The organism is Nautilia sp. (genome assembly GCF_053994455.1).
The window spans coordinates 1-22367 of sequence record NZ_JBMYAU010000076.1; the positions used below are offsets into that span (position 1 = coordinate 1).

20 protein-coding genes and 1 tRNA gene are annotated in these 22367 nt (G+C 38.9%); 12 read left to right on the plus strand and 9 right to left on the minus strand.

The features are described from left to right. Positions 1-69 precede the first annotated feature (69 nt). Together ACXJIE_RS05590 and ACXJIE_RS05595 are read left to right on the plus strand one after the other, a co-directional pair. A complete protein-coding gene (locus ACXJIE_RS05590) occupies positions 70-1365 on the plus strand; it encodes a phenylacetate--CoA ligase family protein (protein WP_456479983.1) in 1296 nt (431 codons plus the stop codon). A gap of 35 nt (positions 1366-1400) precedes the next feature. Then, positions 1401-1802: an ACT domain-containing protein gene (locus tag ACXJIE_RS05595; RefSeq protein ID WP_456479984.1), complete on the plus strand. Its 402-nt coding sequence runs from the start codon at positions 1401-1403 to the stop codon at positions 1800-1802. On the opposite strand, the gene ACXJIE_RS05600 is transcribed toward ACXJIE_RS05595, so the two are convergent. Beyond that, on the minus strand, positions 1785-2207 hold the full coding sequence (locus tag ACXJIE_RS05600; RefSeq protein ID WP_456479985.1) for a hypothetical protein: 423 nt from the start codon (positions 2205-2207) through the stop codon (positions 1785-1787). The two genes, ACXJIE_RS05595 and ACXJIE_RS05600, sit on opposite strands and share 18 nt — an antisense overlap. Positions 2208-2352: 145 nt before the next feature. Here ACXJIE_RS05600 and ACXJIE_RS05605 point away from each other — a divergent pair, with 145 nt between their 5' ends. The 4 genes from ACXJIE_RS05605 (at position 2353) to ACXJIE_RS05620 (ending at position 7350) form a co-directional block, all read left to right on the plus strand. Beyond that, the gene (locus ACXJIE_RS05605) at positions 2353-3780 is read left to right on the plus strand and encodes an L-aspartate oxidase (RefSeq protein ID WP_456479986.1); all 1428 of its coding nucleotides are present in this window, start codon (positions 2353-2355) and stop codon (positions 3778-3780) included. After that, a complete protein-coding gene (nhaD, locus tag ACXJIE_RS05610) occupies positions 3773-5086 on the plus strand; it encodes a sodium:proton antiporter NhaD (RefSeq protein ID WP_456479987.1) in 1314 nt (437 codons plus the stop codon). Before ACXJIE_RS05605 ends, nhaD begins: the two co-directional genes overlap by 8 nt. 66 nt (positions 5087-5152) lie before the next feature. Next, on the plus strand, positions 5153-6688 hold the full coding sequence (gene guaA, locus ACXJIE_RS05615) for a glutamine-hydrolyzing GMP synthase (RefSeq protein WP_456479988.1): 1536 nt from the start codon (positions 5153-5155) through the stop codon (positions 6686-6688). 20 nt (positions 6689-6708) lie between these two features. Then, complete coding sequence (locus ACXJIE_RS05620) at positions 6709-7350, plus strand: uroporphyrinogen-III synthase (RefSeq protein ID WP_456479989.1); 642 nt, start codon at positions 6709-6711, stop codon at positions 7348-7350. Positions 7351-7655: 305 nt separating this feature from the next. Here ACXJIE_RS05620 and ACXJIE_RS05625 read toward each other — a convergent pair whose 3' ends face one another. The 4 genes from ACXJIE_RS05625 to fliL all read right to left on the minus strand — a co-directional run bounded on the left by ACXJIE_RS05625 (position 7656) and on the right by fliL (position 9696). Then, positions 7656-8237 carry an LPP20 family lipoprotein gene (locus tag ACXJIE_RS05625; RefSeq protein ID WP_456479990.1) on the minus strand — a complete coding sequence of 194 codons (582 nt, stop codon included), beginning with the start codon at positions 8235-8237 and terminating at the stop codon, positions 7656-7658. Positions 8238-8708: 471 nt separating this feature from the next. After that, positions 8709-8785: transfer RNA gene (locus ACXJIE_RS05630), tRNA-Arg, on the minus strand. Positions 8786-8827: 42 nt separating this feature from the next. Then, on the minus strand, positions 8828-9178 hold the full coding sequence (gene acpS, locus ACXJIE_RS05635) for a holo-ACP synthase (RefSeq protein WP_456479991.1): 351 nt from the start codon (positions 9176-9178) through the stop codon (positions 8828-8830). After that, on the minus strand, positions 9178-9696 hold the full coding sequence (fliL, locus tag ACXJIE_RS05640; RefSeq protein WP_456479992.1) for a flagellar basal body-associated protein FliL: 519 nt from the start codon (positions 9694-9696) through the stop codon (positions 9178-9180). Before fliL ends, acpS begins: the two co-directional genes overlap by 1 nt. A 52-nt stretch (positions 9697-9748) precedes the next feature. Here fliL and ACXJIE_RS05645 point away from each other — a divergent pair, with 52 nt between their 5' ends. Beyond that, entirely contained in the window at positions 9749-10528 is a 780-nt protein-coding gene (locus ACXJIE_RS05645) for an MlaE family ABC transporter permease (RefSeq protein ID WP_456479993.1), read from the plus strand. 4 nt (positions 10529-10532) lie between these two features. Here the strand turns inward: ACXJIE_RS05645 and ftsZ are convergent, their stop codons facing one another. Genes ftsZ through ACXJIE_RS05660 form a run of 3 tightly spaced genes read right to left on the minus strand, consistent with a single transcriptional unit; the run spans position 10533 to position 14395 of the window. Next, entirely contained in the window at positions 10533-11639 is a 1107-nt protein-coding gene (gene ftsZ, locus ACXJIE_RS05650) for a cell division protein FtsZ (protein ID WP_456479994.1), read from the minus strand. A gap of 9 nt (positions 11640-11648) precedes the next feature. Beyond that, complete coding sequence (ftsA, locus tag ACXJIE_RS05655) at positions 11649-12947, minus strand: cell division protein FtsA (RefSeq protein ID WP_456479995.1); 1299 nt, start codon at positions 12945-12947, stop codon at positions 11649-11651. An 11-nt stretch (positions 12948-12958) separates the two neighbouring features. After that, positions 12959-14395 (minus strand): peptidylprolyl isomerase, encoded by a 1437-nt coding sequence (locus ACXJIE_RS05660; RefSeq protein WP_456479996.1) that lies wholly within the window; start codon positions 14393-14395, stop codon positions 12959-12961. 77 nt (positions 14396-14472) lie between these two features. Between ACXJIE_RS05660 and ACXJIE_RS05665 the strand changes: the two genes are divergently transcribed. From ACXJIE_RS05665 to ACXJIE_RS05680, 4 genes are all read left to right on the plus strand, one after another. Beyond that, on the plus strand, positions 14473-15768 hold the full coding sequence (locus tag ACXJIE_RS05665) for an adenosylmethionine--8-amino-7-oxononanoate transaminase (protein WP_456479997.1): 1296 nt from the start codon (positions 14473-14475) through the stop codon (positions 15766-15768). A 16-nt stretch (positions 15769-15784) separates the two neighbouring features. After that, a complete protein-coding gene (locus tag ACXJIE_RS05670) occupies positions 15785-17299 on the plus strand; it encodes an MFS transporter (protein ID WP_456479998.1) in 1515 nt (504 codons plus the stop codon). 79 nt (positions 17300-17378) lie between these two features. Then, the gene (gene htpX / locus ACXJIE_RS05675; protein WP_456479999.1) at positions 17379-18257 is read left to right on the plus strand and encodes a protease HtpX; all 879 of its coding nucleotides are present in this window, start codon (positions 17379-17381) and stop codon (positions 18255-18257) included. A 14-nt stretch (positions 18258-18271) separates the two neighbouring features. Continuing rightward, a complete protein-coding gene (locus ACXJIE_RS05680; RefSeq protein WP_456480000.1) occupies positions 18272-19054 on the plus strand; it encodes an inositol monophosphatase family protein in 783 nt (260 codons plus the stop codon). Here ACXJIE_RS05680 and lolA read toward each other — a convergent pair. Next, positions 19038-19550, minus strand: a complete 513-nt coding sequence (lolA, locus tag ACXJIE_RS05685; protein ID WP_456480001.1) for a LolA-like outer membrane lipoprotein chaperone — start codon at positions 19548-19550, stop codon at positions 19038-19040. The two genes, ACXJIE_RS05680 and lolA, sit on opposite strands and share 17 nt — an antisense overlap. Positions 19551-19602: 52 nt before the next feature. On the opposite strand from lolA, the gene secA reads away from it, so the two are divergent. Next, positions 19603-22254, plus strand: coding sequence for a preprotein translocase subunit SecA (secA, locus tag ACXJIE_RS05690; RefSeq protein WP_456480002.1), 2652 nt, complete (start codon positions 19603-19605; stop codon positions 22252-22254). Positions 22255-22367: the final 113 nt, after the last annotated feature.

Here is a 22367-nt window from a genome sequence, read left to right on the forward strand (position 1 = left end):
AAAATTCAAAATTGAGAATTAAATATTTATGTAAAAAAATATTCGATATAAAAACAAAAGGAGGAAAAAATGATATGGAATAAAATAGAAAGTGCAAGCAGGGAAGAAATTGAAAAAGTTCAGTTAAAAAGATTAAAAGATGTGGTAACAAGGGTTTACGCACTGAGTCCTTTTTACAAGCAGAAGTTTGACGAACTCGGTATTACGCCGGATGATATTAAATCTCTTGAAGACATTCAAAAACTTCCGTTTACCAAAAAGCAGGATTTAAGGGACAATTATCCTTTCGGACTTTTTACCGTTCCGATGAGTGAAGTTGTAAGAATTCATTCATCTTCCGGAACAACCGGTAAACCTACTGTTGTGGGATATACACAGCACGATATGGAAGTGTGGGATGAGGTTATGATGAGATGTCTTTCAATGGGGGATGTCAATTCAAAAGACGTATGCCATAACGCTTACGGATACGGGCTGTTTACAGGAGGGCTCGGATTTCACGAGGCGGCTCAGAAAATAGGGGCGGCGATAGTTCCCGCAAGCGGAGGATTTACCGACAGGCAGCTTATGCTTATGCGCGATTTCGGTGCAACCGTATTATTCGCCACACCTTCGTTTGCTCTTCATTTGGCGGAAAAGGCAAGAGCGGCTGGGCCTGATTTCAGAAAAGACTATAAACTCAGATGCGGATTTTTCGGGGCGGAGCCTACAAGTGAGGGATTAAGAAAAGAGGTTGCGGAAGCGTGGGACATCGACTATTACGAAGTATACGGACTAAGTGAAATTATTGGTCCTGGTGTGAGCTGCAGCTGTAATAAAGGAAGAGGGCTTCATATACAAGAAGATCATTTTTATCCGGAGATAATCGATCCTAAAACGGGGGAAGTGCTTCCCGACGGGGAAGAGGGTGAACTTGTAATTACAACCCTTACAAAACAGGCGCTTCCTATTATCAGATACCGCACAGGCGATATTACAAGACTTTACAGAGAACCGTGTGCGTGCGGAAGAACGTTTGTAAGAATGGAAAGCGTACTCGGCCGTGCCGATGATATGCTTATTATCAACGGGGTAAACGTATATCCTTCACAGGTGGAACATATAATAGCAAATACGGAAGGAGTAACCCTTAATTACCATATAGTGGCGGATAAAAAAGGACATCTTGACAAACTTGAAATTTTGGTGGAAGTGAGTGACGATATTATGATGGATAATGTCGCCGCGCTTGAAAGAATAAAAAAAGATCTTCAGCAGGCCCTTTTAAACAATCTGTATATTAATGCAAATGTTATTTTGGTGGAACCTAAAAGTATAGAAAGAAGTATGGGAAAAGCCGTCAGAATTATTGATAAAAGAAAATAAAAACGGATAAAAAAGACAAACTTAAAGGAAATGAAATGAAACAGATATCCATTTTTTTGGAGAAAAAACCGGGTAAATTAAAAGAAATAACATCGGCTTTGGCACAGGAGAATATTTCCGTTAAAGCCGTCGATCTCGTAGAGTCAAGCGATTTCGGTATTTTAAGGCTTATTACCGACAATATAGTAAAAGCCTGCGAAGCAATAGAAAAAAGCGGATTTTCACTTACTCTTACGGATGTGCTCAAGGTTGAAATTGACGATGAAATCGGAGCTTTGAATAAAATAGTAAGCCTTTTCAGTGACAACGGCATTAATATAGAATACTGTTACACTTTAAACAGCGAAAGCAAAGGGAGTTTTATTTTCAAAATAAACACCGCCCTTTTGCAAAAAGCTAAGAAATTGCTTGAGGAAAATTCAATTACTTTTGAGTAAATTTTTTATTTCTTCGAATTTTTCCCTTACCTTTTTTTTCTTTGCTTTTATTTCGAAATTTCCCGCAGGTTTGATATAAAATTTATAAATTCCGGGTGTTTTCGGTTTCGGATTGTATCTGTAGTTGGTTATTATTTTTTTAGGTTTTATTTTTAAGCACATATTTACACTGTGCATGGTTTTTATTATTGAAAATATCAGGTTTTTGTTGTAATAAAGTTCCTGTTTTACAGCCTGATGGGATACGTTGAAAAATAAAATTTCCCCTTTTAACTGACAGGAAGTAATGTATTTGTTGTATTTTGGGGGGAGTAATGATATAATTTTTTTTAAACAACGCTGTTTTTCAATATCGTCCGAATAAGGATTTAATAAATGACCGATTATTTGTTTCGCTTTTTTCATATTGTTATTATAACGTTTTTTTTAACGGGTTGCGGATATAAAGCCGATCCCGTATGGCCGGGGACTGAACAAAATAAAGAAGTGAATCAGAGCGATTTACAGATTTTGGAGATAAATTCAACTTTTAACATAAGATAGGAGTCATATGAAATTTGATGCGGTTATTATAGGCAGCGGGATTGCCGGAATCTGGTGTGCGAAATTTTTGAATGACAACGGGTTTAAAACGTTAATCGTTACAAAAAATCAGGTGTGGGATGCCAACAGTTTCTACGCCCAGGGCGGTGTGACGATGGCGCTTGACGAAACCGACATACCCGTTCATATAGAAGATACGCTTAAAGCCGGTGTTTTTCACAACAAAAAAGAGATGGTGGAAATTTTAAGTAAACTTTCTTTAAAACTTAAAGAAGAAATAATGAGTTACGGTTTTAAATTTGACCCTGAAATCACTAAAGAGGCAGCACACAGCGTGCACAGGGTTTATCATGCCGGTGGTGACGCTACCGGAAGGGAGCTTCATAAGTTTTTATTCAAAAAAGACAAAAGTTTTCTTCTTGATGAGGCGGCGGTTTTCGATATTTTAATTAAAGACGACAAAGCGTACGGCGTTTCCGTTTTAAAAAACGGGAAAAAATTTAATGTATATGCGCATAATGTCGTAATTGCGAGCGGTGGAATAGGGGCTTTGTATAAATACGATACGAATGCGCGTACTATTTCGGGGGATATTCAGGGTATTGCGGTTGAAAAGGGGATTAAACTCAGAGATATGGAAATGACACAGTTCCATCCCACGGTTTTTATAGAAATGAAAACTTCTCAAAAAATGCTTTTAACGGAGGCGTTAAGAGGCGAAGGCGCCTGGATTGTGGATGAAAAAGGTGACAGATTCGTGTTTGATTACGATGAAAGAGGCGAGCTTGCGGGACGGGACATCGTAAGCCGTGCGATATTTAAACACCAGCAAAAAGGCCATAAAGTTTTTCTTGATGTCAGTATGTTTGAAGAAGAGTTTTTTAAAAACAGGTTTCCCACAATTTACAATAAACTGAGAGATTACGATATAAAGGTTCCTTATGAAAAGATCCCTATTTCACCGGCGTTTCATTATTTTATGGGGGGAATTGCCGTAGACGGCAACTCTAAAATCGAAGGTTTTGAAAATCTTTATGCGGTGGGTGAGGTGGCCAATACCGGCGTGCACGGAGCCAACAGGCTTGCGAGCAATTCTTTGCTTGAATGTTTTGTTTTCGCGAAAAGGGCTGCGGAGGATATTTTAAAAAACGGTGTTAAAACAGACGATATTCAGTTTGAAATAAATGATGAAGAGCTTTTTAGGGAAAAAGACAAATATTATAAAAACCTGCTGCGCGAGCAAATGTGGAAAAATGTTGGTATAATACGCAAAGAAAGCGGTTTGCAAGAGGCTCTTGAATTTATACAACGGACGCTTCCTAAGCTCGGCAGGCTTGCGAAGCTCAGATTTTTAACGGCAAGGAAAATAGTAAAAGCCGCAATTAAAAGAAAAAAATCGCTCGGAGCACATTACAGAAAGGATGAAAATGAATGAAGAAATTTTAATTCATGATTTTACCCATACATGGGTGGGCTATCTGGTACTGCTTATTTTTGTCGTGGGTTATTATTTTATTGCGACGGAAGAAAAATTTGAAATAAACAAAGCCAAGCCGGCGTTGTTTATCGGTACTTTTTCTTTTATGTTAATCGGGATCTATTTTGCCGTAAACGGACTTGATCCGACTCCTCTTCATCATGAAATGCAGAAACTGATACTTGAAATTGCCGAAATATTCTTCTTTTTATTTGTGGCTATGACATATATTGAAAGTCTGATCGAAAGGGGGGTGTTCGATGCTTTAAAATACAGGCTCATTTCAAGAGGCTACAGTTATAAAAAGCTTTTTTGGATAACCGGAACTCTTGCTTTTTGGATTTCTCCGGTGGCGGACAACCTTACCACCGCGCTTATTTTGTCGACGGTTCTTTATACCATTGACAAACACAATATCAATTTTTTGGTACCCGGCGCCATTAATATAGTAGTTGCCGCAAATGCGGGTGGTGCATGGTCTCCTTTCGGTGATATTACGACTCTTATGGCTTGGACTGCAGGAAAAGGCGAATTTATAGACTTTTTAGCGCTGTTTCCGGCTTCTATTTTAGGGTGGCTGCTTACGGCATGGCTTTTGAGTCTTTTCGTACCGAAAGGGGAGCCTCATTTCGATGCCCTCACAACGCCTAAAACCGAAATCAAAACCGGAGGTATGACGATAGTCTATCTTGGCATTTTAACTATTACTATTGCGGTGTTCGGACATATTTTCTTACACTTCCCGGCAATGTGGGGTATGATGTTCGGTCTTGCCGTTTTGCAGCTTTATACTTTTTATCATAAAAGAAAACATAAAGAACATATTAATATATTCGTAAATATGGCGAAGGTGGAAAACGATACGTTACTGTTCTTCTTCGGAATTCTTTCTGCTGTAGGGGCACTTTATTTTCTCGGGTGGCTTATGTATGTGACGAAACTTTATGAAATTATAGGACCTACATACGGAAATGTTGGTGTAGGGTTTATTAGCGCCATTGTAGACAACGTTCCCGTAATGGCCGCAATTTTAAAAGCCAATCCTCCGATGGGGGCGGATGAATGGATGCTTGTAACGCTTACAGCGGGTATAGGCGGAAGTATGATTAGTTTCGGCAGTGCCGCAGGTGTCGGTGTAATGGGAAGAATGAGGGGAATTTATACTTTCGGAAGCCATATGAAATACGCCTGGACGGTAGTGCTCGGATATTTCGTGAGTATAGCGATTTGGTACGTGCAGTTTGAGATTATGGGGATTTATTAATCCCTTTTTTTGTTTATTATTTTGTTTTACGAAATTAAATAATAAGCAAAAATTTAAAGGAGTAAAATGCAAGTTGAAATATTAATACTTGATTTCGGCAGTCAGTATACGCAGTTAATTGCCAGAAGACTGAGAGAAGAAGGCGTATACAGTGAGATTGTGCCTTATTTTGACGGTCTTAAAGCGGCAAAAGAAAAAAATCCCAAAGGTATCATTTTCAGCGGAGGTCCCGCAAGTGTGTATGAAAAGGACGCTTACAGGGTTGACAGGGAAATATATGAATTAGGACTTCCTATACTCGGAATCTGTTACGGTATGCAGCTTATTACCGTCGATTTCGGCGGGGAAGTGGTAAGAGCCGACTATCACGAATACGGAAAAGCCGAACTTTTCATAGACGAGCCTCATAAACTGTTTGAAGATGTAAGCAATCCTACGGTCGTATGGATGAGCCACGGCGACAGGGTTGAGAAATTAGCACCGGGATTTAAAAGGATAGCTCATACATCAAACGCACCGTATGCGGCAATCGTTAATGAAGAAAAAGAAATTTATGCGATTCAGTTTCATCCCGAAGTTACTCACTCCGTTGAAGGGCAGAAAATTTTAAGAAACTTTGCAAGAAACGTCTGCGGTGTTACAAGTAAATGGGATATGGCTCATTTTGCAAAAGAACAGATAAAAAAAATCCGTGAGCAGGTAGGTGATAATAAAGTGATCTGCGCTCTTAGCGGCGGTGTTGACAGCTCGGTTACAGCGGCGCTTTTACATGAAGCGATAGGTGATAAGCTGGTACCGATTTTTGTTGATACGGGACTGCTCAGAAAAAACGAAAGAGAACAGGTTGAGCATGCTTTTAAAAACGTTTTACACGTTCCTTTGATTACCGTAGATGCGAGGGACAGGTTTTTAAGCAAACTTAAAGGCGTTGTAGATCCGGAAGAAAAAAGAAAAATCATCGGTCATACGTTTATCGAAGTGTTTGACGAAGAGGCAAAAAAACACAAAGACGCAAAATTCCTGGCACAGGGGACGTTATATCCGGATGTTATCGAAAGTGTTAGCGTTAAAGGCCCTTCAAAAACAATAAAATCTCATCATAATGTCGGGGGGCTTCCTGATTGGATGCAGTTTGAACTTATCGAGCCTTTAAGGGAACTTTTTAAAGATGAAGTGAGAAAACTCGGAATCGAGCTCGGTCTTCCGAGCGAGCTTGTCTACCGTCATCCGTTTCCTGGGCCCGGACTTGCCATCAGAATTATGGGTGAAGTTAATGAGGAAGATTTGAATATTTTAAGAGAAGCCGACGCTATTTTAATTCAGGAACTTAAAGCCTGGGGACTATACAACGACGTATGGCAGGCTTTTGCGGTACTTTTAAATGTCAGAAGCGTTGGTGTTATGGGTGATAACAGAACGTATGACAATACCGTGGCAATCAGATGTGTAAGCTCGACTGACGGTATGACTGCGACATTCAGCCATTTGCCTCATGAGTTTCTTGAAAGGGTAAGTACGAGAATTATCAACGAAGTTGACGGAATCAACAGGGTCGTTTATGATATTTCAAGCAAGCCGCCCGCAACGATTGAGTGGGAATAATTTTTAATTGAGAATTGAGAATGGAGAATGGAGATTTACCTATCTATTTATTAACTGACCAGAAAATTGACGGAGTTGAAAATTATCCGGTAATCAAAATAAATTTTCTCTCTCCCTCTTTTTCTTTTGAAAATATTGATTATCTTATTTTTACTTCTAAAAACGGTGTAAGGGCTGTTAATAATCTTACTGACGAATGGAAAAAATATCCTTCTTTGGCCATTGGAAAAGCAACGGCTGAAGAAATCGAAAAATTGGGCGGCGGTGTCGAATATATAGCAAAATCTGCTTACGGTGACGAATTTGCAAAAGAAATTAATAAGATATATAAAAATAAAACGTTTCTTTTTTTCAGGGCTAAAAAAATCGTTTCGGATATTCAAAAAGAGTTTATAAACAACACCTTAAAAGAAGTGATTGTGTATGAAACCGTATGTAACACTCCGGCCGAAAAATTAAAAAAACCTTCGGTTGTTATTTTTACATCGCCTTCGACGGTTATATGTTTTTCAAAAATTAACGGTTTTAATAATATAAAAGCAGTGGCAATAGGCAATAAAACGAAAAATTGTCTGTCTGAATATATAGATGAAATTTATATTCCTTCGACTCCTTCGGTTACGGAATGTGTAAATCTTGCAAAAACATTGAAAATTAGGTAAAATATATTAATAAAAGTTCATTGAAAAGCCGCAAAGATTACTTGATTTTACTTAAATCTTCTGATAAAATTCCACTCAACCTGGGAGGTGTCGCTACCCGCACATTTTGGGGCCCTACAACCAATAATTTAGAGGAGACGGTAGGGCCGGGGTGTGCGGCGGCTTATGCCGCCCCTAAACCGGTTCTCCTATCCTCACCGTGTGACTTGGCGGAGCCCAAAGTCACTGCGTGAACGCCCTCCCGGGTCTAATGTGTAAAAGTGACAGACACTGATGTGTTAAATTAAAGAAAAAAAGGCAGTGGATTAAACCCCGCCAAACTCTTTATCTATCGCTTCGTCTAACTCTTTTTGTGCTTTGTCCGCCTGAATTTTTTGCCATAAAGCCTCTTTGTTGTTTAAGGACGATTTTATTATCTGTTTTACTTTCTCCGCATTTAAAGGCACTCCGGCAAGTACGAAAAGGGTTTTGTCCGGTGCGATCCACATATTCAGCTGTTTTGAGCCTGTGAGAGTCTGTTTTGTAATCTGTTTGGATACGTATTCCGTAGCTTTTTCTACCGAATCGGTTTTGGCACCTGTTGTTGCCATATAGTTTTTAAACATATTTTTAACTTTTATTTGAATCTGTTTTGCTATTTCATCCCTTGCTATGGCCATTGCCTCGCTTCTTTGAAAACTGAATCCCAGAGGTGTCGGTTTTGCGCTTCCTACCGCTGTTATGTATCCTTTGATATCGCCCCCGGTACAAACCCATAACGGTGCCTTGCTGTCTTGTATAATACATTCCCCGCTTACCTGAGGAGTATTTGATGGCGTAGGTTTTTTTGACGAACAACCTATAAAAATCAATGAGCCAATTACTAATAACGGAAAAATTTTTTTCATTTGATTCCTTTTTTTTTATTACAATAAATAATTATAGCATTTTTTATATTTTTAAAAAAGATGATTCAATAAATTAAATCATTGTTAAGCAATTCTGAAGAAAAGTCGGATTAACTAAGGATAATACACTTGTCCATCATATAATGTTTTAAAAAAACAGGCTAAAAAGGTAAATTTTTGATTTGTACTTGACAACAATAAAGAAGTGTTTTTGATTTAGATTGTATATTACCGGTTGAATGTGAATAAAAAATCACATTGTTCAAAATTAAAATTGTGTACTTCTGGCAGTAAATATGAATAATGAAATTTTTTGCAGATATATCAAGAGAACTTCTGTTAATTATGATTTTTTATAAAACATTCTGAGTTGAATAATAACACTTTAAAACAAAAATATATGAAAACAGCTTACACTTGCTCTTATTGATTTTTAAAAGTATCGATTTTAGGGGGGTGAAGCAAAACTTCTGGCGTCCCCGGCGCGATTCGAACGCACGACCCCCACCTCCGCAGGGTGGTGCTCTATCCAGCTGAGCTACGGGGACTCGGAATGAAATTATACAATGTTAAAATTAAAATGTAAAATGTTATTCGGTTTTTTTTAAAAGTATAACGGCGGCTACAGCAAAATCCCCTTCATGTGAAATAGACAAATCAGCATGTTTCAAGTTGAATTTTTCGATTGTAAGGGAGGTAAAACAGGGCTTGCCTTTGGAAGTTTTCGATATTTCGATATCCAAAAAAGAGCATTCTTCCCCAATGCCTGTTCCTAAAGCTTTTGAAAAAGCTTCTTTTGCGGCCCAAAACCCTGCTGCACTTTGAGCCGTTTTTACGAGCTCGATTTCCGAATCGTTTAAAAATCTTTTTAAAGCTTTTTCCCCGAACCTGTTAATCATTTTATCTATTCTCGAAACGGAAACAATATCGATCCCTATCATTACTGAATGACAAACTCCGTAAAATATACATGTCTTATTTCACCTGTTGTTAAAATTTCGTTGAGTTTCCTTTTTATTTCCTCTTTAAGTTTTTCTTTTCCTTTTGCGGTTTGAATTTCTTCCACCGTTTTGCTTGAAAGTATTCTTATAATCAAATCCCTGATTGCCGGCAGTTTTTTATCTACTTCCTGTTGAAGGTCCGGCGAATCCAGTTCTAAATCTATTTTGCATTTCAGATATCTGTTGGCGTTATTTGATACGAGGTTTACAATAAACTGGTCGAGCGGATAAATGGGACCGATTTCAGTCATTTTTTCTATTTTTTTCTTCTTTTCAATTTTTTGAGGCTCTTGCTGATCCGCCGGCTGTTCGTCGCCGCTTAAAAGGAAATATGCCACCAGCCCGCCCACAATAAGCAGTATCAGCAGAAGTACTATAATTACTATTAATAATAATTTACTGCTGCCTCCTTCTTTTTTTTCTTCCTGAACGTCTTTATTTTCTTTTTCTTCAGCCATTTTTATCCTTTTGCTTTAAGTTTGTTATAATTTTAACAAAAAAGGTTTAATTTTGATAAATAACTTCTTTTATATTATCGGTAAAAGCGCCATTGATTTTATAGATGAACTCGGGAAATTCACTATATTTCATTTGAAGCTCATTCCTTTGTATTTTAAGCCTCCTTTTAGAATCAGACAGATTTTCGAGCAGATAAATTTTATGGGCTTCGGCAGTCTTGGGGTGATATTTTTGACTTCTTTTTTTACGGGGCTTGTTGAAGCGGTTCAGTTATATAACGGATTTCATAAATTCGGGGTTGAAGATTTTATGGGATATACGATTTTTATATCTATCTGTAAGGAATTGGGTCCCGTATTTGCGGCTTTGATGGTTGTAAGCAGGGGTATAAGCGCTTATGCTGCGGAACTCGGAAGTATGAGGGTTACGGAACAGATAGATGCGCTTGACGTAATGGCAGTGGATTCAAAGCAGTATCTGATTGTCCCCAGAATTATAGGAACGATAATATCCCTGCCGCTTTTAATTTTGTTTTTCGATACAGTGGCGAATATAGGGGCGTATTTGATATCGGTGTATGCGCTTGACGTTAACGGATACACCTATATCGAAAATATAAAACAGTACGGAGAAATAAAAGATTTCGGTGAAGGTGTGATTAAAGGACTGGTTTTCGGTTATTTAATCAGTGCTGTAGGAACATATATAGGTTATAATACGAGGGGAGGGGCGAAAGGTGTAGGTATAAGTACGACACGCTCTGTTGTTATAGCTTCTATTTTAATATTCGTGTCCGATTATATCGTATCGGCCTTATATATGATTTTTTAAAAAATCAGTCTTTCATTCTTCTGAGATACGCCGGTATATCAAGCGTGTCACTGTCGAGTTCGATTCCCCCTACAACCTTTTTCGTAAAAGACTGCATTATTTCTTCTTTAATGTCTGTGGAGGGTTTTTTTGATTCTTTGCTTTTTTCAAACCCCGTAGCCACTATTGTTACTTTTATTTCATCCGGTGCAAGGGAATTGTCCGTTGTGGTACCGAAAATTATATCGGCGTCTTCATCTGCTTTTTCATACACAATATTCATACCTTCGTCGATTTCCGCGAGCGGATAGTCGTCATGGAGGGTGAAGTGTACGAGCACACCCATAGCTCCGTCAATGGATATGTTATCAAGCAGAGGAGACTCTATAGCTTTTTTTATTGCGTTGAATGCGGCGTTTTCTCCCTGATCCCTGCCCATACCCATTAAAGCGAGACCCTGATGGGACATAACGGTCCTAAGATCGTTGAAATCAACGTTTATATCGTTTTCTCCGTAACTTATGACCATATTCGAAATACCGCCTACCGCCTGGTATAAAACATCGTCAACCAGGGCGAAAGCTTCTCTTCTTCCAACTTTTCGATCAATTATGGTGAGCAATTTTTCATTTGGTATTACAACAATTGAATTGGCTTCTTCTTTAAGTTCGTTAGTTCCGTTTTCTGCAAGTTTCCTTCTTCTCGGTCCTTCGAAAGGAAAGGGTTTTGTAACGACGCCTATTGTAAGCGCCCCTATCTCTTTTGCCGCTCTTGCGATTACCGGGGCGGCTCCCGTACCGGTTCCCCCTCCCATACCTGCGGAAATAAAGACCAAATCGGCCCCCGTTAACACTTCTTTTATCTCTTCGTATGTCTCTTCGGCCGCCTGCATGCCTATTTCAGGTTTCATACCGGCGCCTAAGCCGTTTGTAAGCCTGGCCCCGAGCTGTATTTTTTTATGGGCTTTGCTTGTTTTTAAAGCCTGTATATCAGTGTTTGCCGCTATTAATTCCACGCCTTTAATGTTTTGGGAGGCTATATAATTTATCATATTATTGCCTCCGCCTCCCACTCCGATAACTTTTATTACCGGTCCGTCGATTGTTTCGTTGATTTTAAATAATTCGTTCATGTTCTCCCCTTAAAATAGATTATGTAACCACGTCAGAAATTTTTTTATCGGATTGACTTTCTGTGGTTTAGGTAATGTTATATTTGCCAATTCTTCTTTTTCGTCTTTTTTGTTTTCTTCGGAATCCTGTAAAAAGACGCTTTCGGATTTAAACTGTTGATTAGAATCTTTTTCATATTTGTTATTAGCTCCGCTTCCGTAGAGCAAAAGGCCTATTACGGTTGCGAATTCCGGAGCCTGAAGGTTTTCAACAAGCCCGTTTATTATTTTGGGTTTTCCTATTCTTACCGGATTGCCGTCGAAAAACTGTGAAGCTATCTCCTTTACGTTGTAAAAGTTCGTAAAACCACCGGTAAGCACTATGCCGGCCCCCAGATTCGATTTTAAGCCGCTTCTTTCTATTTCTTTATTTAGAAGCAGGAAAGTCTCTTCAACCCTCGCACTTATAACCTGAGTTATAGTGCTGAGCGAAGCCTTTTGTTTTTCGTTTTCATTTCCTATTACTGAAATTTCTATCAAATCTTCTTCGTTTTTTATCAAATCCCCGAAGTGGGTTTTTATATATTCCGCCTCCGCAGGCGTGGTATGCAGCGCCATTGAAAGATCACTTGTTATATGGTGGCTCCCGACGGCTAAAAAATCGGTATATCTTAAAGCTTTGTTTAAAAATATGGTTAAATCGGAGGTTGTGGCTCCTATGTCTATTACCGCAACGCCCAATTCTTTTTCATCTTCGTTGAGTACGGCAAGCGCACTCGCATACCCGGCGTTTACTATATTAATAATTTCCACCCCAGCCTGTTTGAAAGTTTTTTTCAAATTTTCCATACCTGATTTTTGGGCTATTATTATATGCAGCGACACTTCGAGCCTGCTTCCGCTCATACCCTGCGGATCTTCTATTTCGCTGAGTTCGTCCACTTTAAAGTCATACGGAATTGCCTGCAGTACCACATAGTCGTTCGGAATGGTGGCATTGTAAAGGGCTGTTTGTATCGCCCTGTTGATCTCTTTTATCGTTACTTCGTTTCCCGGTATGTTTACAATGCCGCTGCTTTTTATACTTTGTGTGTATGTTGATGAAATGGACACCACGGCTTTGTTTATTTCTATTCCGGCTATTCTTTTTGCGTCGCTTAAAGCGTGTTTGATCGATTTTGCCGCTTCGTCGATATTGGTTATGGCACCTTTTTTTATGCCCCTGCTTTTTGCTATTCCCACCCCGCTTATTGAAAGTTCCTCTTCGGTATTGGCTATAATCGCCGTTGTTTTAAAACTTCCAACATCAATAGCTAAAATTGATTTCAATTTTTTTCCTTTTATTTTACATAACTTACGACATTATATTTTGACATTAAATCTTTAATTAAATCGTCAATTAACGCCGCATTTAAAGCCGCATCAGCCATTAAAGCAATCTCTTTTTTGTTTTTTTCATATTTTTCCTTATCCAGCAACTTCTGTTCCAGAATTTGGTATACAACCGCTTTTTGAGGGTTTAAAGCCGGTATTAAAAGATAATTTTTATTTTTTTCAAGACTGAATTCCGTAAACAGAAATTCAGTGGCTTCCGCAGGTTTTAAACCTTTTATTTTATTTGCGTCGTATTTTGTTACAAATCCGGTTTCCGTGCCGTTTAAGTTTTTTAACGCTTCTTTCGCTTTTTGTTCGAGTGTCTGCAGAACTTTTATATTCGTCAAGTCTTTTGTTACTAACGGTTTAGCTTTTTCAAAAGGTAAAGGTTTCGGTTTTATTTCCTCCACAAGTTTGGCGCTGATATATTCGTTTTGCTGTATAAAAGGTTTAAGATAGCCGTTTTGAATCAGCTGTTTCATCTTTTCCTCAGGAATAATTCCGTTTTTGTAAGGTACCGTTATCAGCCGGTAGTTTTCCGCGCCTTCTTTTAGTTTTTTGTAGGCAATTACGGCCGGTTTTTTCGTTATTTTTGCCAAATAGTCTTTTTCCACCCTTTCTTTTGCCTCGTTAAAAGTGAGGATTTCGCCTTTTTCGTTTCTGTAAGAGGTTTTGTTTTCGTTATAAAACCGCTGAAGATCTTTTTGGGTATAGACACCTTTAAATGGTGTTTTAACGATTGCAACTTTGTATAATGTCGGTGATTGGTATTTTTGTCTGTTTTTTTCCCAGAAGGCTTTTATTTCGTTTTCTTTTAGGTTTATTTTTATTTCCGATTTGTCGATAATTTGAATTTTAAGGTTGTCGCTGTTATACAATGCGCTGCCGAACGCGAGTTTAATTGTTTGTGAAGGTGTTATATGAAGGGCTGTTAAAAGTTTTTGAATCAAAAGCTGTTTTTTTAGCTTCGCTTCGAAATCTTTAGCTTTTTGACCCGTTTGAGCAAGATATTTCAGATAGGTTTTTTTATCTTTGAAATATTTTAATATTTGAAGAGCGATTTCCTTTTCAGTGACGTACATTCCTAAATCTTTTGCGTACTGTCTTAATATTCCCTGCTGTACGGCCATGTCGAAAGCCTGTTTTTTAAGTCCCATTTTTTCTGCCGCGGCATCGTCCAAAGTACCGCCGAGCTCCTTGTTTTTCGCTTCGAAAAGGTTGTTGTAAACTTCCTGAACATCCTGTATACTTACTTCGGTGTCTTGTATTTTAGCCACGGTAGAGCTTTTTCTTCCGAACTGGAACTGTCCCCATCCAACAAATCCCGCTCCTATGAAAGCTATTGTCGCTATCCATATAGTGATAACCAGCCATTTTCTGTGTGTCTGCATCCATTCTATCATATTTTTCCTTTGGTATAAAATTTTTCACGTTTTTTGATATTATAATAAAAAAAAACGCCTGAAAAAAGGGATTTTCGATGAAAAACCGGGAAATTATGCAAAAAGATTTAAATTTTAACTGGCACCCCTGTACCCAGATGAAAGATCACGAATTTTTACCGCTTATTCCTATAAAAAAAGCAAAAGGCGTATGGCTTGAAGATTTTGACGGCAACAGGTACATAGACGCCGTAAGCAGCTGGTGGGTAAATATTTTAGGACACTCAAACGAATATATAAACCGGAAAATAAACGAACAGTTAAACACTTTAGAGCATGTTATTTTTGCGGGTTTTACGCACGAGGGGGCGGTGAGGCTGAGTGAAAGGCTGTGCGGATTGACGGGATTTGATAAGGTTTTTTATGCCGATAACGGAAGCAGTGCGGTGGAAGTGGCGATAAAAATGGCTTTTCACTACTGGAAAAACAAAGGTGAAGTAAGGGAACTTTTTTTAAGCCTTAAAAATTCATACCACGGAGAGACGATAGGCGCTTTGAGTGTAGGGGACGTGGGACTTTATAAAGATACTTATAAAGAAATTCTGATTAAAAATACAACTATTCCGATTCCGCAGGATCAAAGTGAAGAAGAAGCTCGAAAAGCATTAAAAGAGGCGGAAGAAATTTTTGAAAAACATCATAAAAACATATCGTCTTTAATAATCGAGCCGCTTGTGCAGTGTGCCGGATATATGAAGATGCACTCCCCTTTGTTTGTAAAGGGGCTAAGAGAGCTGTGCGATAGGTACGGTATTTTAATGATTGCCGACGAGATAGCTGTGGGGTTCGGCAGAACGGGCAGTATGTTCGCGTGTGAACAGGCCGGGATTAAGCCCGATTTTATGTGTCTTAGCAAAGGACTGACAGGAGGTTACCTGCCTTTGAGTGTGGTGCTTACGACCGATAAAATTTATATGGCGTTTTACTGCGATTATGAAGAGCTTAAAGCGTTTTTGCATTCTCATTCATATACCGCAAACCCTCTTGGGATTGCGGCGGCGAATGCCGTTTTGGATCTTTTCGAAAAAGACAATATTCTTGAGAGTAACAAAAGGAAATCGAAATATATTTGGGATAATATACAAAAATTCAAAGATTTGCCTAATGTAAAAGAGATACGCCAAACGGGAATGATAACCGCCGTTGAAATGATTGATTATCCGTGGCAGGAGAGAAAAGGTCTAAAAGTATACGAATACGCCCTTCAAAATGGGGTGCTGTTAAGGCCTCTCGGCAACGTTATCTATTTTATGCCGCCGTATGTAATTAACTACGGTGAAATCGATAAAATGATTGAAGTGGCGTATGAGGGAATAAAAAGAATTGAGAATTGAGAATGGAGAGTTGAGAATGATAAATGTTAAAGAAGCTATAAAAAATTCGCTTTTAAATCCTATAAGACATTTCAGGCTGCGTTATCTGCCCCTTTTGATGATATATTTCGCATACGGGGCAAGCGGTATTAGCGGAGTTGCCGAGACGTTTTGGGTAAAAGAGGAGCTTAAACTCTCAGCCACGGCGCTTGTAAGTTTGGGGGTGTGGCTCAGTATTCCCTGGACCATTAAGATGGTGTTCGGACAGCTTGTGGACAGCGTGCCGATTTTGGGATCGCAAAGAAGGGTGTATGTGTATATAGGGGCTTCCCTCATAGCGCTCGGTACCGTTCTTTTGATAGGGCTTGCCGGGGATTACGGCTGGGCTAAGTTTGCAAGCAAGGAAAACGTGTATATAATATCGGCGCTTCTTAGCGTAATAGGATTTGTGCTTCAGGATGTCGTTGCAGATACGATGAGCACCGAAGTCGTTGACAGAAACCAGCCGGAGGATATAGTACAAGAAGAGCTCGCCTATGTGCAGATATTAGGGCGTCTTGCAATATCTCTTGCCGGTGTTATGGTGGCTGGGCTCAGCGGATGGCTTGCACAGATTTATTCATATGAAACGATTTTTAAAATTTCACTTATTATTCCCGTTATATCCGTTATCGGTGTGACAATCGTCAAGCTCGATGTTGCAAAGCCGAGTCCGATAAACTGTAAGATTTTGTGCGGCGGTCTTGCTTTTGCCGTGTTTGTCGTTTTAATGGGTTACGGACAGTATCAGCACTGGAATAACCGTATACTTGCTTTTGTTTTTAAATATTCCCAGGAGATTGTGTTTTTGGTAAGTTTCAGCGTTATAGTCTATATGCTGAGTCTTTTATTAAAAGATATCGAATCTAAAACAAAAAATTTCATTATTAAAACTGCAATCATTATTTTCGTATACCGCGCTATGCCGAGTGTCGGTCCCGGGCTGCAATGGTGGGAGATAGATATTCTCCATTTCGACAAGGCGTTTTTCGGGACTTTATCGCAAATAGGTGCGGTTCTTTCAATTCTCGGGATGTGGCTTTTCAGCGACTTTATCGCCAAAAAGCCCGTACATTATACGCTTATATGGCTGACGGTTATTACCACAATACTGTTTTTACCGATAATCGGCCTTTATTATAATATACCCCAGAGTCTCGGTATTCATCCGAGAACGGTGGCTATAATTGATACCGCCCTTGAATCGCCTTTCGCACAGCTTAGTATGATTCCCCTTCTTACGTTGATAGCCATATATGCGCCCGAAGGCAAAAGAGCCACATGGTTTGCTCTTATGGCGTCTCTTATGAATTTAGCACTTACGGCTGGGGGGTTATTTACTAAATACCTCAATGAAATATTCGTAGTAAGCCGTAAAGTCGTGGAGAACGGACAAATCGTAATGCCGCAGGATTATTCGAATCTCGGTATATTAATGATAATAGTTACGGTACTGAATGTAACGGTTCCGATTGTTACCATATATTATCTGATGGTTATAAAGAAAAATTAATATTTTTATGTTAAATTATTGACTAAGCAATAAGTTTTAGTTATAATACTAAAAAAGCCTGAGTAAAGGAGAATAAAGTATGGCAATTTTAATGTTGATACTTATGAATATAGCCGTAATGGCTTCGATATATCTTACGATATTTTTAATCGAAGCGTTTTTCGGCATAAGGCTTGATCAGGGTACAATCGGCGGTCTGTTGATTTTGTCATTTGTAGTGGGATTCAGCGGTGCTTTGATTTCGCTGTTTATGTCCAAGTGGCTTGCTAAGATGAGTGCGGGGGTGAGAGTAATCGAAAATCCAAGTAACGAGGCTGAAATATGGCTTGTAAACACGGTGGCAAAGCTTGCAAAGGAGGCGGGCATCGGTATGCCCGAAGTAGGTGTGTTTGACGGGCCGCCTAACGCGTTTGCCACAGGATGGAACAGAAACGACTCCCTTGTGGCGGTTTCGACGAGTCTTTTCGATTTAATGGAGCTTGACGAAATCGAAGGCGTGCTTGCCCATGAAATAAGCCACATCAAGCACGGCGATATGATTACAATGACGTTGTTGCAGGGTGTTTTAAACACATTCGTGTTTTTCATCTCACGCCTTATCGCACAGATTGTGGCACCGAAAGACGAAGAGGGAAACGTAAGCCCTTTTGCATATATGGCGATAAGTTTTGCCCTTGAGATGTTGCTGAGCATATTTGCGACTATGCTTGCAATGTGGTTTAGCAGATACAGGGAATATAAAGCTGATGCGGGCGCCGTAAAACTTGACGGACCGAGGGGGATATATTACGCCCTTGCGAAACTCGGCCAGATCCCAAAAGAGCAGGTTGCTCTTCCGAGTGACATGAAAGCATTTGGTATAGTTGGCCTTTTGGATCTTTTCAGCTCACATCCGCCGGTTGAAAAAAGACTTGAAAACATTAAAAAAGTTGCAAGAGAGATGGGATACAACGTTTAATGGGACATTATTTAATGGAAAATGGAAAATTATTTAACGGATTTAAAGAAATAATATTAAAAGCCGGGAAGATTTTCAAAGAGGGGTTTTATTCCCCCAAAGAAATCACCCTTAAAGGTAAAAAAGATTTAGTTACGGAATACGATGTAAAAATCGAGGAGTTTTTAAAAGAAGAGTTTAAAAAATTTGATTATTCGATTATTGCCGAAGAGTCGGTAAAAGATGAATTTGAGAATTCCATTATAATCGATCCTATTGACGGAACTACTAATTTCGCCCATCAGATACCTCACTGCGCTATAAGCGTAGGCGTGTATGAAAACAAAAAACCTAAATTCGCTTTTGTTTACAATCCGGTGCTTGGGGAATTTTATACTGCGGTTGCAGGTGAGGGCGCGTATAAAAACGGAAAGAAGATTAATGTCAGCGGGAATGATTATTTTCAAAGAGCTCTGATAGCTACAGGTTTCCCGTATTCGAGTGCGGATAATACCGATGATCTTAATCTGGTAATAAAGAGACTCCATAAAATACTGCCGAGATGTCAGGATATAAGAAGGCTCGGAAGTGCGGCGCTGGATCTTTGCTATGTGGCGGAAGGAAAATACGAAGGGTTTTATGAGATTAATCTTAAACCTTGGGACGTAAGTGCCGGGATTTTAATTGTAAAAGAAGCCGGAGGCGAAATATCAAACGACAGGGGCGAAGAGTTTGATATGTTTAGCGACCAATGCATAGTCGCATCCAATTCGTTTATTCACAGTGAGCTTGTAAGTCTTCTCAATTCTGATAAATAACGTCTATATCTTTTGGAAAATTCGGTTTGAAAACCGAACTTTCTATTTTTTTACCGCTTTGATTTGAAAATGTTATTATAACTTTGTTGCCTACATCATCGGTATACCATGCTTTTTGGAGTGTGTTGCCGTAAATGAAATATATTTTTTTACTGTCTATTTCCGCTTCGTATTCGTTGTTTTTTAATTTATTTGCTTTTTTTAGCGCTTTAAACAGATTAAATTCGGGTTTTTTGGAAATCGTCACCTGTAACAGATCCGGTTCGTACACATATACTTTGTCGTTAATCCATATATATTTTTCATCGGGATAGGTATACTTCCAAAGTACGTTTTTGGAATCGGTGTATATTTTACCTTTGTATGTAAGCACTTTTCCGTCGGAATATATTTTTTGAATAAAATCGGCGGAAAAATATTTCGGTAAATTCAAGGCAAAAAGGTTAAATATTAATAACAAGTTAAATATAATGATTCTCAATTCCCAATTCTCCATTCTCAATTCATTTTATGTTATTATAACAAAAAACTTTATAAAGGCTTTTTTAATGGTAAAACAGGTTTTCAGGAAAATTTTCGGTACGAAAAACGACAGGGAGCTAAAGAAATATTTTGCGAGAGTAAAAGATATAAATGCTCTTGAAGAAAAATATTCCAAAATGAGTGATGAAGAAATACAAAAAGAGTTTAATAAAATAAAAAATCAGGTTTTAGAAGAGATAAAAAACGGGGCGGATGAGCAGGAAACGCTAAATAAATATTTAAACGACGTGTTCGCTATGGTAAGGGAAGCCGGAAAACGGGTTCTCGGTATGAGACATTTTGACGTACAGCTTGTCGGGGGTATGGTGCTGCATGAAGGTAAAATCGCCGAAATGAAAACGGGTGAGGGTAAAACCCTTGTGGCGACACTGCCGGTGGTTTTAAATGCTATACTCGGTAAAGGCGTGCATGTTGTAACCGTTAACGACTACCTCGCACAGCGTGACGCCAATGACATGGGAAAACTTTACGAATTTTTCGGATTTTCAACCGGATGCGTTGTGGGAGGTATGGAAGATTACGAAAGAAAAGAGGCTTATGCCAAAGATATCACATACGGTACCAACACGGAATTCGGTTTTGATTACCTTAGGGACAATATGGTTTTCGATATAAACGACAAAGTTCAAAGAGGGCATTATTATGCGATTGTGGACGAAGTGGATTCCATTTTAATCGATGAGGCAAGAACACCTCTTATTATATCAGGCCCCGCTAATAAGAGGGTTGAGGATTATGTAAGGGCTGACGAAGTCGCCAAAAAACTTGTAAAAGACAAACACTTCAGCGTTGATGAAAAAGACAAAGTCGTGCTTTTAACGGAGGAGGGTATTAAAGAAGCCGAAAAACTCTTTGAAGTAGATAACCTTTATACCCCGGAAAACGCTATTTTGGCCCATCATCTCGATCAGGCTCTTAAGGCAAACTATCTTTTCCAGGAAGGCAAGGACTATATCGTAAGAAAAGGCGAAGTTTTAATCGTTGACGAGTTTACGGGAAGAATCGCCGAAGGCAGAAGATTCAGCGAAGGCCTTCACCAGGCGCTTGAAGCAAAAGAGGGCGTAGAAATCCAGGAAGAATCCCAGACTTTTGCGGAAACGACATACCAGAATTATTTCAGGCTTTATAAAAAACTTGCGGGTATGACGGGTACCGCACAGACCGAAGCGACTGAATTTATTGAAATATACGGACTCGAAGTTATTTCCATTCCTACGAACAAACCTGTGATAAGAAAAGACAAAAACGATCTCGTATATAAAACCGAAGAGGAAAAATTCGAAGCCGTCGTTAAAAAAATAAAAGAACTTCACAAAAAAGGGCAGCCCGTTTTAGTCGGGACCACAAGTGTGGAAAAAAGTGAATATTTAAGTCATTTATTAAAAAAAGAAAAAATCCCTCACACCGTTTTAAATGCAAAAAACCATGAAAAAGAAGCGCAGATAATCGCCGAAGCCGGAAAAAGAGGCGCCGTAACCGTTGCTACGAATATGGCCGGTAGGGGTGTTGATATTAAAATAGACGATGAAGTAAGAGAACTCGGAGGACTTTATATCATAGGTACCGAAAGACACGAAAGCAGAAGGATAGACAATCAGCTAAGGGGTAGATCCGGACGTCAGGGAGATCCTGGGGAAAGCCAGTTTTATTTATCGCTTGAAGACGATTTGCTCAGGATTTTCGGAAGCGACAGAATCAAAAACATCATGGACAGGCTCGGAATAGAAAGAGGTGAACATATCGATAGTAAAATTGTAAGCCGTGCGATAGAAAACGCACAGAAAAAAGTCGAAACCATGCATTTTGAGGCAAGAAAACATATCTTAAAATATGACGACGTCGCAAATGAGCAGAGAAAAGTGATATATGCGTTCCGTGACCAGCTTTTAGATCCTGATTTCGATATCGAATCTAAAATAAATGAAATAAGAGAGGAATTTGCGGAGTATATTTTAAGCGAGGCGGATATATTCCCTCACTCTCTCGAAGAAGACTTTGACCTTGAAAATCTTATACAACACCTTAAAGAATACACGGGTGTGGAATTTACGAAAGAAGAACTGAGCGGTAAGGATTACGAAGCCCTTAAAGAATACCTGATTAAAAAGCTTAAAGACGAGTATGAGAAAAAATTCGCCGAAGCGTCGCCTGAAGATAAAAACAGAATCCAAAGACAGGTTATGCTTCAGGTGCTTGACGAAAGCTGGAGAGATCATCTTTATATGATGGATATTTTAAAAACGGGTATAGGGCTAAGAGGTTACAATCAAAAAGATCCGCTTGTTGAATATAAAAAAGAAAGCTTTAACCTCTTCCAGGAACTTATTCAGAGAATAAAAGTGGAAAGTATGAAAATACTCCACAACCTGCAGATAGAATACCAGCAGCCTGAAATTGATCCGGACATTGCCGAATTTATGAACGCCATTAAAGGTAAAAACATAGATGAAATATTAAAAAACATCCCCGAAATTCCCGAAGAAATAGAGCAGGGAGATATGGACGAGATTATGAAACAGCTCGAAGCTCAGACTGAAGCGCTCAAAGCCGAATTCGAAGCAAAACAACAGAAAAAAAGAGTAAAAAGAAACGACCCGTGCCCTTGTGGCAGCGGTAAAAAATATAAAGACTGCTGCGGGAAAAGCCCTAAATTTTAGAGAATAATAATGTTTATTTGCAATGAAAAAGACAAAACTCTAAATCAGCGTTTTAAAGAGGTTTTGCCTTCAACCTCTCAAATAGATATGCTGGTGGGTTTTTTTTATTTTTC